Source organism: Massilia sp. WG5, from assembly GCF_001412595.2.
In the GTDB taxonomy this organism is placed as follows: domain Bacteria; phylum Pseudomonadota; class Gammaproteobacteria; order Burkholderiales; family Burkholderiaceae_D; genus Telluria.
Map to the genome: position 1 here is coordinate 624,034 of NZ_CP012640.2, position 14,698 is coordinate 638,731.

General features: G+C 65.7%; 4 protein-coding genes. 1 reads left to right on the forward strand and 3 read right to left on the reverse strand.

The genetic code is table 11. The features are described 5' to 3' along the window. Positions 1 to 150 precede the first annotated feature (150 nt). Positions 151 to 9,711, forward strand: a complete 9,561-nt coding sequence (locus tag AM586_RS02780; RefSeq protein ID WP_060566899.1) for an Ig-like domain-containing protein — start codon at positions 151 to 153, stop codon at positions 9,709 to 9,711. A gap of 25 nt (positions 9,712 to 9,736) precedes the next feature. On the opposite strand, the gene AM586_RS02785 is transcribed toward AM586_RS02780, so the two are convergent. The 3 genes from AM586_RS02785 to AM586_RS02795 form a co-directional block, all read right to left on the reverse strand. Continuing rightward, entirely contained in the window at positions 9,737 to 10,729 is a 993-nt protein-coding gene (locus AM586_RS02785) for a glycoside hydrolase family 43 protein (RefSeq protein WP_047825261.1), read from the reverse strand. Continuing rightward, positions 10,726 to 13,551, reverse strand: a complete 2,826-nt coding sequence (locus tag AM586_RS02790) for a TonB-dependent receptor (RefSeq protein WP_082439610.1) — start codon at positions 13,549 to 13,551, stop codon at positions 10,726 to 10,728. Before AM586_RS02790 ends, AM586_RS02785 begins: the two co-directional genes overlap by 4 nt. An 85-nt stretch (positions 13,552 to 13,636) precedes the next feature. Beyond that, positions 13,637 to 14,695 carry a LacI family DNA-binding transcriptional regulator gene (locus AM586_RS02795; protein WP_229412948.1) on the reverse strand — a complete coding sequence of 353 codons (1,059 nt, stop codon included), beginning with the start codon at positions 14,693 to 14,695 and terminating at the stop codon, positions 13,637 to 13,639. Positions 14,696 to 14,698: the final 3 nt, after the last annotated feature.

Here is a 14,698-nt window from a genome sequence, read left to right on the forward strand (position 1 = left end):
CAAAATGCAGCTTTTTTGCCGAATCACATAGACAAATGTACTAGTGAAATAGTCGGTTCGTCTCATGACCACGTTCAAGATCGTCCTTACACTTGTTTTGCAGTATTGCGTATTTACAAAATCACACCAAAACACCAAGGGATCCTCATCATGGCCGCCTCGCGCACCGTCTTCATCGATACCGCAGTTTCGGACTACCAGACCCTCGCCGCGCAATATGACGCCAGCGTGTTCAATGTCGTCCTGCTGAACGCTGCCTCGTCCCATGCCGACCAGATCCAGAGCTGGCTGACGGCCCACAACGCCAGCGCCACCGGCATCAACATCGTCTCGGCCAGCGACAGCATCAACGGCGCCTTTACGCCCCGCGTCGTCTTCGTCGACGCCGGCGTCGCCGATATCGGCCAGGTGATCGCCGGGGTGCCCGCCAACGCCACCGTGGTCGTGCTCGACGCCGGCCGGGATGGCGTGCAGCAGATCCACGATTACCTGGCCGCCAACGCCGGCAAGGTGGGCGCCATCGACATCGTCACCGACCTCGCCAGCGTGGACGTGGTGTCCCACGGCGCGCCGGGCGAAGTCACCCTTGGTTCGACCGTCCTGAACGCCGACACCCTGGCGACTTACAGCAAGCAGCTGGCCGAGATCGGCAGCCACCTGAGCGCCGGCGCCGACCTCCTGTTGTACGGCTGCGACGTCGCCAGCGGCACGACCGGCCAACAATTCATCTCCGCACTCGCCGCCGCCACCGGCGCGGACGTCGCCGCGTCGACCGACCTGACCGGCAGCGCCGCCGCGGGCGGTGACTGGGTGCTCGAGGCGAATACGGGGACGATCGAGACGGCGGCGTTGGATATTGCTGGGTATGATGGGGTGTTGGACTCGATCAACGTCACCTCCGTCAGCGCCGTCAAATTTGCGCCCGACAGCGGCACCTCCTCCTCCGACTTCATTACTAATGTCGCTACCCAGACCATTACTGGCACCTTCGCGTACACGGTGAGCACGAATGGCCAAACGCCAGCCCTGAAAATTTGGGTGTCCACGACGACCGGTAACAACCCGACGAGATACGAGGGTGTACTTGACACCTCCACTAAAATTTTTACGATCAACAATGTGCCACTGGCGACTGGGGCCGACCTGCCACTTCGTTTCTGGGGCTCCTCCTCAGGCAATTCCCAGATCAATATTGTCGATAACGGCATTACCAAGGCTTTTCAGCCATATACGCTGGACCAAATAGCGCCGAACGCAAAAGTCGCCTCGCTTTCCCTGAGCAGCGATACCGGGAGCAGCCAGAGCGACTTCATCACCAGTGTCGCCGCTCAAACCCTGTCCGGCAAACTGAACGCTGTTACGGTTGCGAACGAGGTCGTGAAGATTTCGCTCGACGGTGGACTTTCCTGGCAAACCGCCAGTAATACTGTCGGAACTATCGGCTTCAGTCTGTCCGGCGTAACGCTTCCGGGCAGCGGCACCATCCAGGCAAGGGTCGAGGACGTTGCCGGCAACGCCAGTGATACTTTCTCCCAGACTTTCAAGGTGTACACCACAGCCCCTACCACGAGTATCAGCACACTTCGCCTGAGCACCGATACTGGCCCGAGCTCGACTGACTTCACCACCAGTGTCTCGGCTCAAACACTGTCCGGAACGCTTAGCGCCCCTACGTCGCCGGATGAACTAGTGATGATCTCGTTGGACAATGGCGGCACGTGGCAGACCGCCAGCAATACAGCCGGAACGAACAGTTTCAGCCTTGCCGGCCTTAACCTCTCCGGTAGCGGCACCATCAAGGTTCGTGTCGATGACAAAGCTGGCAATTCCGGGGCGATCTACTCCCAGGCTTTCCTCGTAGACGCCACCCCGCCGAGCGCACCGGGCATCTCGACCGCCGCCGCGCTGACGAACAACAAGGCTCCGGTCCTCACCATCACCGCCGAGGCCGATTCCACGGTCCAGGTCTACGAAGGCACTACCCTGCTCGGCACCGCCACCCAGACAGCGACCAAGGGCACTTACACCTTCGCCACCGCGAACCTGGCAGAGGGCAACCACGCCTTCACCGCCAAGGCAACCGACGCGGCTGGCAATACCAGCGTCGCCTCTGCGCCGCAAAGCATCCTGGTCGACACGACCGCGCCGAGCGCACCGGGCATTTCGACCGCCGCCGCGCTGACGAACAACAAGGCGCCTGTCCTGACCATCACCGCCGAGGCCGATTCCACAGTCCAGGTCTACGAAGGCATTACCCTGCTCGGCACCGCCACCCAGACCGCGACCAAGGGCACTTACACCTTCGCCACCACGAGTCTGGCCGACGGCAGCCACGCGTTCACCGCCAAGGCGACGGACGCGGCCGGCAACGTCAGCGCCGCATCGACCGCGCAGACCATCACCGTCGATACGGTCGCACCGGCGCCCACGATCACCATGGCCAAGGACAGTGGCAGCGGCAACAACCACCTGAGCAATGACGCACACCTGAGCTTCAGCGCCCTCGAGCAGAACGCGACCCGCGCCATCCAGGTCGATGGCAACACCGTCAGTGCATATGACGCCACCGCGCTGCACGACGGTCAGCACAGCGTCACCGTGACCGACACCGACGCAGCAGGGAACGCCGGCAGCACATCGCTCGTCTTCACACTGGACACCACGGCGCCGGCGCCGGGAAAACTCGGCTTCGGCGACCTGGGCCGTTCGGGCGGCGAAAGTGGCCCTACCAACGATCGCGACTTCTCGCTGGCCCTGACCGGCAATGAGGCCGGCTCGACGGTCGCGTATGAAGTCTCGTTCAACGGCGGCGCATTCAAGAGCACGACCGCCGCGCAGTCGGCCCTTGCCGATGGCAACTACCAGTTCCGTGCCATCGTCACTGATGCGGCCGGCAACTCGGCCACGACCGACGTGGCCAGCATCACGATCGACGCCACTGCGCCGGGAGTCCCGGTCATCTCGACCGCCGCCGCGCTGACAAACAACAAAGCGCCTGTCCTGACCATCACCGCCGAAGCCGATTCGACGGTCCAGGTCTACGAAGGCACTACCCTGCTGGGCACCGCCACGCAGACCGCGACCAAGGGCACTTACAGCTTCGCCACCGCGAATCTGGCCGACGGTAGCCACGCCTTCACCGCCAAGGCGACGGACGCCGCCGGCAACGTCAGCGCAGCAGCAAGCGCGCAGACCGTCACCATCGACACGGTCGCACCGACGCCCACGATCACCATGGCCAAGGACAGCGGCAGCGGCGGCAATCACCTGAGCAATGATGCGCACCTGAGCTTTGGCGCCCTCGAGCAGAATGCCACTCGTGTCATCCAGCTCGATGGCAACACCGTCGTTGCATACGACGCCAGCGCCCTGCATGACGGCCAGCACACCGTCATCGTGACCGACACCGACGCTGCGGGCAACGCCGGCAGCACATCGCTCACGTTCACGCTCGACACCACGGCTCCGACGCCAACGGCGGCGCTGGCGAACGACAGCGGCAGCAACGACAAGGACGGCGTCACCAACGACGCCAGCCTGACCCTCAGCACGCTCGAGGACGGCGCCACCCGCGTCATCAAGGTCGACGGCACGGCGGTCGCCAGCTACGATCCGAAGTCGCTGAAGGATGGGACGCACACTATCGAAGTGACAGACACTGACGTTGCAGGCAACGCCGGCAGCAAATCGTACAGCTTCACCCTTGATACCACGGCCCCGGCGCCGACGGCAGCCCTGGCGAAAGACACCGGCAGCAGTGATAAGGACGGCGTCACCAACGACGCCAGCCTGACCCTCAACACGCTCGAGGACGGCGCCACCCGCGTCATCAAGGTCGACGGCACTATGGTTGCCAGCTACGATCCGAAGTCCCTGAAGGATGGCGCCCACACCGTCGAAGTGACGGACACGGATACGGCAGGCAACGCCGGCAGCAAATCGTACAGCTTCACCCTTGATACCACGGCACCAGCGCCAACGGCAGCCCTGGCCCAGGACAGCGGCAGCAACGACAAGGACGGCATCACCAACGATGCGAGCCTGACCCTCAGCATGCTCGAAGATGGCGCCACTCGTGTCATCAAGGTCGACGGCACTGTGGTCGCTGGCTACGATCCGAAGTCCCTGAAGGATGGGACGCACACTGTCGAAGTGACTGACACGGACGTCGCAGGCAACGCCGGCAGCAAATCGTACAGCTTCACCCTTGATACCACGGCACCAGCGCCAACGGCAGCCCTGGCCCAGGACAGCGGCAGCAACGACAGGGACGGCATCACCAACGATGCGAGCCTGACCCTCAGCATGCTCGAAGATGGCGCCACTCGTGTCATCAAGGTCGACGGCACTGCGGTCGCCAGCTACGATCCGAAGTCCCTGAAGGATGGCGCCCACACCGTCGAAGTGACGGACACGGACACGGCAGGCAACGCCGGCAGCAAATCTTATAGCTTCACCCTTGATACCACGGCGCCAGCGCCGACGGCAGCCCTGTCCCAGGACAGCGGCAGCAGTGACAAGGACGGCGTCACCAACGACGCCAGCCTGAGCCTCAGCACGCTCGAAGATGGCGCGACCCGCGTCATCAAGGTCGACGGCACTGCGGTCGCCAACTACGATCCGAAGTCGCTGAAAGATGGCGCTCACACGGTCGAGGTCACTGACACCGACGTCGCTGCCAACGCCGGCAGCAAATCTTACAGCTTCACCCTTGATACCGCGGCCCCGGCGCCGACCGCAGCCCTGGCGAAAGACACCGGCAGCAGTGATAAGGACGACGTCACCAACGACGCCAGCCTGACTCTCAGCACACTCGAGGAAGGTGCGACCCGCGTCATCAAGGTCGATGGCGCGGCGGTCGCCAGCTACGATCCTAAAGCGCTGAAGGATGGCGCCCACACCGTCGAAGTGACGGACACGGACACGGCAGGCAACGCCGGCAGTAAATCGTTCAGTTTCACGCTCGATACCGCGGCCCCGGCGCCGACGGCAGCCCTCGCCCAGGACAGCGGCAGCGATGGCAAGGACGGGATCACCAACGATGCCAGCCTGAGCCTCAGTACGCTCGAAGATGGCGCGACCCGCGTCATCAAGGTCGACGGCACTGCGGTCGCCAACTACGATCCAAAGTCGCTGAAAGATGGCGCTCACACGGTCGAGGTCACTGACACCGACGTCGCTGGCAACGCCGGCAGCAAATCTTACAGGTTCACGCTCGATACTACGGCCCCGGCGCCGACGGCAGCCCTGTCCCAGGACAGCGGCAGCGATGGTAAGGACGGCATCACCAACGACGCCAGCCTGACTCTCAGTACGCTCGAGGACGGTGCGACCCGCGTCATCAAGGTCGATGGCACTGTGGTCGCCAACTACGATCCGAAGTCCCTGACGGATGGCACGCACACCGTCGAGGTGACGGACACCGACACGGCAGGCAACGCCGGCAGCAAATCGTACAGTTTCACCCTTGATACCACGGCGCCAGCGCCGACGGCAGCCCTGGCCCAGGACAGCGGCAGCGATGGCAAGGACGGGATCACCAACGATGCCAGCCTGAGCCTCAGTACGCTCGAGGATGGCGCGACCCGCGTCATCAAGGTCGACGGCACTGCGGTCACCAGCTACGATCCTAAAGCGCTGAAGGATGGGACGCACACTATCGAAGTGACTGACACGGACGTCGCAGGCAACGCCGGCAGCAAATCGTACAGTTTCACCCTTGATACCACGGCGCCAGCGCCGACGGCAGCCCTGGCCCAGGACAGCGGCAGCGATGGCAAGGACGGGATCACCAACGACGCCAGCCTCACCTTCAGCACGCTCGAAGATGGCGCCACCCGCGTCATCAAGGTCGACGGCACTGTGGTCGCCAACTACGATCCGAAGTCCCTGAAGGATGGCACGCACAGTGTCGAGGTCACTGACACCGACGTCGCTGGCAACGCCGGCAGCAAATCTTACAGCTTCACCCTTGATACCACAGCCCCGGCGCCGACCGCCGCCCTGGCGAAAGACACCGGCAGCAGTGATAAGGACGCCGTCACCAACGACGCCAGCCTGACCCTCAACACGCTCGAGGACGGCGCGACCCGCGTCATCAAGGTCGACGGCACTACGGTCGCCAGCTACGATCCGAAGTCGCTGAAGGATGGCGCCCACAGCGTCGAAGTGACGGACACCGACGTCGCAGGCAACGCCGGAAGCAAATTGTTTAGCTTCACCCTTGATACCACAGCCCCGGCGCCGACGGCAGCGCTGTCCCAGGACAGCGGCAGCGACGGCAAAGACGGCGTCACCAATGACGCCAGCCTGACCCTCAGCACGCTCGAAGATGGCGCGACCCGCGTCATCAAGGTCGATGGCGCGGCGGTCGCCAGCTACGATCCGAAGTCCCTCAAGGATGGCGCCCACACCGTCGAGGTGACGGACACCGACCTTGCAGGCAACGCCGGAAGCAAGTCGATCAGCTTCACGCTCGACACCACGGCCCCGGCCCCGACTGCCGCGCTGGCGAAAGACAGCGGCAGCAGTGATAAGGACGGCATCACCAACGACGCCAGCCTGGCCCTCAGCACACTCGAGGACGGCGCCACCCGCGTCATCAAGGTGGACGGTGCAGCAGTCGGCAGCTACGATCCGAAGTCGCTGAAGGATGGCACGCACACTGTCGAAGTGACGGACACGGACGTCGCAGGCAACGCCGGCAGCAAATCGTTCAGCTTCACGCTCGACACCACGGCCCCGGCCCCGACGGCAGCCCTGGCGAAAGACACCGGCAGCAACGGCAATGACGGCGTTACCAGCGACGGCAGCCTGACCCTCAGCACGCTCGAAAACGGCGCGACCCGCGTCATCAAGGTCGACGGCACTGCGGTCGCCAGCTACGATCCGAAGTCCCTCAAGGATGGCGCCCACACCGTCGAGGTGACGGACACCGACGTGGCAGGCAACGCCGGCAGCAAATCGTTCAGCTTCACCCTCGACACCGCCGCCCCGGCGCCGACGGCAGCGCTGGCGAAAGACACCGGCAGCAACGGCAATGACGGCGTTACTAGCGACGCCAGCCTGACCCTCGGTACGCTCGAAGATGGCGCGACCCGCGTCATCAAGGTCGACGGCACTGCGGTCGCCAGCTACGATTCGAAGTCCCTCAAGGATGGCGCCCACACCGTCGAGGTGACGGACACCGACGTCGCAGGCAACGCCGGCAGCAAATCGTTCAGCTTCACGCTCGACACCACGGCCCCGGCCCCGACGGCAGCCCTGGCGAAAGACAGCGGCAGCAACGGCAGTGATGGCGTCACCAACGACGGCAGCCTGACCCTCAGCACGCTCGAAGACGGCGCGACCCGCGTCATCAAGGTCGACGGCACTGCGGTCGCCAGCTACGATCCGAAGTCCCTCAAGGACGGCGCCCACACCGTCGAAGTCACTGACACCGACGCAGCAGGCAACGCCGGCAGCAAATCGTTCAGCTTCACGCTCGACACCACGGCCCCGGCCCCGACGGCAGCCCTGGCGAAAGACAGCGGCAGCAACGGCAGTGATGGCGTCACCAACGACGGCAGCCTGACCCTCAGCACGCTCGAGGACGGCGCCACCCGCGTCATCAAGGTCGACGGCACTGCGGTCGCCAGCTACGACCCGAAGTCGCTGAAGGATGGCGCGCACACCGTCGAAGTGACCGACATGGACGTGGCAGGCAACGCCGGCAGCAAATCGTTCAGCTTCACGCTTGATACCACAGCCCCGGTCCCAACGGCAGCCCTGGCCCAGGACAGCGGCAGCGACGGCAAGGACGGCGTCACCAACGATGCGAGCCTCACCTTCAGCACGCTCGAGGATGGCGCCACCCGCGTCATCAAGGTCGATGGCGCCGCAGTCGGCAGCTACGATCCGAAGTCCCTGAAGGATGGCGCCCACACCGTCGAGGTGACGGACACCGACGTGGCAGGCAACGCCGGCAGCAAATCGTTCAGCTTCACCCTCGACACCGCCGCCCCGGCGCCGACGGCAGCGCTGGCGAAAGACACCGGCAGCAACGGCAAGGACGGCGTTACCAGCGACGCCAGCCTGAGCCTCGGTACGCTCGAAGATGGCGCGACCCGCGTCATCAAGGTCGATGGCGCGGCGGTCGCCAGCTACGATCCGAAGTCCCTCAAGGATGGCGCCCACACCGTCGAGGTGACGGACACCGACCTTGCAGGCAACGCCGGAAGCAAGTCGATCAACTTCACGCTCGACACCACGGCCCCGGCCCCGACTGCCGCGCTGGCGAAAGACAGCGGCAGCAACGGCAATGATGGCATCACCAACGACGCCAGCCTGACCCTCAGCACGCTCGAGAACGGTGCAATCCGCGTCATCAAGGTCGACGGCAATGTCGTAGGCAGCTACGATCCCAAGGCGCTGACCGATGGCGCCCACACCGTCGAGCTCACCGATACCGACGCCGCAGGCAACGCCGGCAGCAAATCGTTCAGCTTCTCGCTCGACAGCAAGGGCCCGGCATTCACCTCTGCCGCCAGCGCCAGTGTGGCCGAAAACATCGGCGCAAACCAGCTCGTGTACAAGGCTGTCGCCTCCGACGACCATCCCTTCAGCTACAGCCTCGGCGGCGCGGACGGCGCCAAGTTCGACATCGGCGCCGACGGCAGCGTCACGCTGAAGGACAACCCGAACTACGAAGGCACCCCTTCCTATAACTTCGCCGTCCTGGCAACCGACGTCGCCGGTAACCAGTCCACCCAGGCGGTCACGCTGAACATCACCAACGTCAACGAAGCGCCGACCGCCCCGAAGATCAGCGGTTCGACCATCGAGAACGTGCCGGTCGACATCCACGTTGCCGACAGCATCTCGGATCCGGATGCCGGCGACAAGCTGACTGTGTCGCTGAATACGACGACCGCCAAGCTAAGCTGGGCCAACACCGATCCGAAAGCGCCGACCACCCTGACCAACCCGGTCACGCATGTCACGGTCGACCTCTCGACCTTGAGCGTGAAGGCCAGCGTTGCGGCGGACGGCACCGTCACGCTGACGCCGCCCGCGGAGCTGGACTGGATGACGACCGGGCAGGCGCTGAAGGCCACGTTCGGCTACACGGTCACGGATGCCGGCGGCCTGTCGAGCACCGAGTCGATCGAACTCGTGATGAACGGCTCGACCACCGACAAGGGCGTGAACCTGGCCGGCGGGAATGGCGACGATGTCCTGTCGGGCAACACGACCAACAATGCCGAAGACGTCCTCCAGGGTAACAACGGCAACGATACCCTCAACGGCTACGGCGGTACCGACGTGCTGTACGGCGGCAATGGCAACGACAAGCTGAATGGCGGTGCGGGCATCGACTACCTGTACGGCGACAACGGCGACGATAGCCTCGACGGCGGCGCGGATGGCGACTACCTCACCGGCGGCAAGGGCAACGACATCCTGACCGGTGGCACCGGCGCCGACAAGTTCGTGTTCGCGCCGCAGAGCGGCAACGACCGGATCACGGACTTCAAGGCCAGCGACGGCGACATGCTGTTCCTGACGGACTTCTTCGCGACGGCACCCGACTGGAACACCTTCGTGTCGAAGTATGTCACCGACACCGGCAACGACCTGCTCGTCAGCCTGCCCGGCGCAACCATCGTCCTGACCGGGGTGCCGAACATCAGCGACCTGGCCGGCCACGTCGTCTTCGGCGCGCCGGTCTAGCCCAGCGAGACGGCGCCATCGCTTCTCAGGATGGCGCCGACTGCTCGGTCCAGCTCGGCCCTTTGGTCACCGGCTTGCCGTCTTCCCAGTCCATCCGGTCGATGCAGATGCGCCGGCCCGTGCGCCCGGGATCCCAGGCGTGGTAGACGATCCAGGTCTCGCCGCCGTTTGGCGAAACCGTGAAAGAGTTGTGCCCCGGCCCCACCAGCTCGCCCGAGGCCGGGGTGCGCATCAGCAGCGCCTCATGCCCGCCTTCGGGCCGGCGGTAGGGTCCTTGGGCGTGCTGCGCCACCACATAGCTGACGCCGTAGTTCTCCTTCTCCCATGCGCCGCCGCTGTAGAAGCAGTAATAGTGGCCCCCATGGTAGAGCACCGCCGCGCCCTCCACGGTGTGCCAGTCGTAGACCTTGCCGTACATCGGCCGGTCCTTGCGGAACACGTGCCAGTCGTGGTGCGGGCGCACCACCACCCGCGCTTCGCCGGCCAGGGTACACATGTCGAGCAGGCGATCGACCACGATGCCGGTGCCGATCCGGTGGTCGTGCGATGGTTCGAGAAAGTCGACGCAATAGAACAGCCACCACTGGCCGTCCTGGTCGCGGAAGGGATGGGCGTCGATCGAGAACGGCTGGTCCGGCACCAGGACCTTGCCGCAATCGAGGAAGGGGCCGGCCGGGTGCTCGGCCACCGCCACCCGCAGCTTCTGGTCGGTGCCCTCGGGCGCATTGCCGCAGGAGTAGTACATGTAGAAGCGGCCGCCGTGGCTGGCCACTTCCGGCGCCCAGAAGTGGTAGCCCAGGTCGGATTCACTGCGCGCTTCCATGCCCGCAGCCGGCACCAGGGCATGGCCGAGCGGCTCCCAGCTGACCAGGTCGTGCGAGCGGAGAACCGGGACCTGGCGGCCGTCGGCGCCGCCGGGCGCGGTGCCGTAGGCATAGTAGACCCCGTCGTGGCGCAGCACGAAGGGGTCGGCGAAGATCTCCGGATACACCGGATTGCGGTAAGTCCTGTCTGTCATAGCGAGAACCTGAGCCCCAGGCCGTAGGTGGTCGGGTTGTAGCGGATGTCGCGCGGACGGATCGGATCGTTCAGATAGCTCTCGTACTTCTCTTTGGTGATGTTGATCGCATCGAACTGCAGCGACACGTTGCGCGTGATCTCATAGGACAAGCTAAGGTCGACGAAAGTTGCGGCCTTGACGTAGCGGTCCTGGCCGAAGCGCGGTTCGGCGATCTGTTCGACGTAGTCGCCGCGGTGGGTCGCGGACAGGCGGCCGGTGATGCCGTTACCCTCGTACAGCAGCGCGAAGTTGTAGTTCTTCTTCGCCACGCCGATCAGGGGGGTGGTGGCATAGGTCGTGCCGGTCGGCGACACCAGGGTCTGGTTCTCGCCGCTGATCCAGGTGTAGTTGGCCTGGGCGCCGAAATTGCTCCACGGGCCGGGCAGGAAGTCGAAGAACTTCTGGAGGCCCAGCTCCGCGCCCTTCAGCTTGCCGGAACCCGAGTTCTGCGGCCGCGTCACGCGGTAGTTCAGGCCGCCGATGGTCTCGTCCGACTCCATGTTCTGCAGGTAGCCGTCGATGTCGCGGTGGAACAGCGCGATCTGGGCGTAACCGTTTTTCGGGAAATAGTATTCCAGCGTGGCGTCGATATTCTTCGACTTGGTCGGCCGCAGGTTCGGGTTGCCGGCCGAGCCCGTGCCCGGCGCGTTGACGGTCGGCGGAATCAGGGACAGCGCCGGGTTCAGCGAGGCGAAGTCCGGATAGGTCAGGGTCCTGCCGAAGGACAGGTGCGACTGCAGGTTGTCGCGCCAGGCGATGACCGCCGAGGCGCTCGGCAGGAAGTTGTTCTCGTTCGAGGACTGGTCGATCGGGCTGATCACGTCGCCGATGCGGCTGTTGCCCTTCAGCGTGCGCTGGATGTGCGTGTAGCGCCCGCCGACGGTGCCGCTGACGCCGATGTCGGCCAGCTTCGTCTCCCAGCGGCCCTGCAGGTAGAGGGTGCTGTTGGTCTCGTTCTGGCTGAACGCGCGGGTCGGGTCTTCCGCCACGCGGCCGGGCGCGGCGCCGTAGAAGGCGCGCACGGTATCGGCCTGGTCGATCAGGAAGTCGCGCGACGGCGTCATCCACGGCCCGCCGAGGCGGTCCAGGCCCGGCACCAGCGCCTCGAAGGACGGGCCGAAGGCGCCGATCGGCGTGGCGCGGTTGTCGCCGTTGATATCGCTGTGGCCTTCGGCGCCCTTGAAGCCGGCGCGCCGCTCCGACAGGCGGATGCCGGCATCGATGCTGCGCACGAAGCCGTCGCCGAGGCGGTAGCTGCTGTCGAGCCGCCACTGCGACTGTTCGCCGGTCGAGATGCCCCAGTTCTGCACCATCCCGCGCAGCACGAACTGGCTGGGGTCGCGCAGCGCCTGGCTGCTGCCCGGCGTCGTCACGGTGTTGTAGCCGCCGTGGCCGTCGCGTCCATAGGTATAGACGTCGATGCTGGCGCCCGGGATCTGCTGGTCGACGATCACGGTGTCGTTCACATAGGTCGACTTGGTCCAGGCGAAACTCGACGCCACCTTCCACGGGCCGTCCTTGTACTGCACGCCCAGGTTCAGGAAGTGGGTCGCCGTGTGTTCCTTCACGCCCCAGGTCGAGGTTGCGGTGTACGGGTCCCAGTCGTAGGGGCCGCCGAACTGGGCGGCGCCGGCATAGGCCGACTGGATCGGGCAGATCGAGCCGTTCGGCGTGTTGCAGTAGGCGCCCTGCGGTGCCAGCACCACATTGCGCAGGCGCGGGGTCCAGGTGACGATGCCGAGGATGTAGTCGACCGCGTTGCGGGCGCGGTAGCCGGTGCCGAGGTACTGGGCGCTGGCTTCCAGCTGCGGGCTGATCTTCCACTGCAGGGCGCCGTGCACGCTGCCGCGGTCGCGGTCGCCGGCGTTGTAGATGCCGCCCACGTTCGGCAGCTCGCCCAGGCGGTCGCCGGGCTGAAGCGGGGCGATCGGCTGGTCGTCGTTCAGGCGCACGGCGGTGCCGTCCGGGCTGACCGAGAAGATGCGGTCGGGACGGTCGACCCACTGCACCGGATAGCCCCAGTGCTCGCGGTTGAACTGGACGTCGAGCAGCGCGCCGAACTCGCCGTAGCCGGTCTTCCAGCGGTTGCTGACCGCGAAGCCGCCGGCCGGGTTGTTCTTCTTGTCGGTGGCGCTGGAGCCGTTCACGGTCTGGCGCCGATCCTCGATGAAGCCGGTGGCGTTGAAGCCCTTGACGTCGAAGGGCGAACGGAGACGCACGTTGACGGCGCCGGCGATGCCGCCCTCGAGCTGGTTGGCGGTCGCGGATTTGTACACGTCGAGGCCGCCGATCGACTGCACCGGCAGGTCCTGGTAGGACAGGCGACGGCCGTTGCCGGTGAAGATCTCGTTGCCGTCCAGGGTCGTGACCACGTCCGGCAGGCCGCGGATGATCACGGTGCTGGTCTCGCCGCGGTCGCGCCCGACCTGGACCCCGGCGATGCGCTGCAGGGCGTCGCCGGTGGCGCGATCCGGGAACTTGCCGATGTCCTCGGCATTGATGGAGTCGACCACCTGGTCTGCGTTGCGCTTGATCGCCTCGGCGCTGCGGATGCTGCTGCGCAGGCCGGTCACCTGCACCTGCTGCACCTGCGCGGGCTGGGTCGGCGCAGTCGGGCCGGGCTCCTGCAGCGCGGCGGCGTTCGGATCACCGGCCTGCACGGTGGCCTGCTCGGGCTGGGATGGCGGAGTGCCGGCGCCGCTCTGGGCAAAGGCGGCGCCGGACTGGACGATCAGGACGAGGACGGCCGCGCACACGGGCCGAAGCTGGAATGTGGTCATTGCGAGTCTCCTGAAATATTAGTAATAATTCTTAACAGGAAGCTAATGCAAAACCTGGTGTGGCGGCGCGCGCTTGAGGCCGGTTCTAGGGGGTCGGCGGGGCCACGGAATCGCGGCTCACCAGCGGGCATTCACTATGAAAAACCACGTTGGAAACGCTGCCGCCGCGCGCCTGGGCGATCAGGGTTTCGGCGGCCCAGCGGCCCATTTCGTAGTTTGGCAACAACACTGTTGACAGCGGTGGATGGGTGTAGCGGGCCAGGTCCTGGTCGTCGTAGCCGACCACGGACAATTCGCGCGGCACCGCCAGCTTGAGCTCGCGGGCGGCGTCCAGCGCGCCCAGCGCCATCAGGTCGTTGGCGCAGAACAGCGCGGTCGGGCGGTCCGCCGCGCCCAGCAGCGCCAGCGCGTGGGCGTAGCCGCTGTCGACCTGCCAGTCGCCCTCGCGCACCAGCCCCGGGTCGAAGGGGATGCCGGCGTCGGCCAGCGCGTGGCGGTAGCCCTTCAGGCGGTCGCCGGCGGCTTCGATCCAGACCTCGCCGTTGATGAAGCCGATGCGCCGGTGCCCGCTGGCGATCAGGTGCATGGTGGCGCTGTAGCCGCCCTGCTGCTCGGCCGGCACCACCGTCGGGCGGGCACGTTCGCCGCTCTGGCCTTTCTCGTGGCAGTTCAGCAGCACGGCCGGCACCTCGGCCAGGGCCGCCGGCAAGCTCACCGCGCGCGTAAAAATGGTCGAGTAGATCACGCCCAGGAGTGCCGGATGGTCCAGCATGCGGGCCAGCACGGCCTGTTCCTGCCCGGGGTCGCCGCGGGTCGCGAACACCGCCACCAGGCAGTCCTGGTCCCAGGCGCCGTCCCGCGCGCCGTCCATGGTCTGCATCGCATGCGGGCTGGTGGCCAGTTCGTCGGTCAGGTAGACGATCAGGTTGCGGGCCTGCCCGGGGCGATTGTCGTGCCGGCCCTGGTGGCGCTCCAGCGGGTAGCCGAGTTCGCGCGCGATGCGCAGCACGGCTTCGCGCGTCGCGCGCGAGACCTTGGCGCCGCTCAGGTGGTTGATCACCAGCGAGACCGTCGACTGCGAGACGCCGGCCAGCTTGGCGATATCGGTCATGGTCGGGCGCCGCCCGCGCGCCGGCCTGCTCATTGC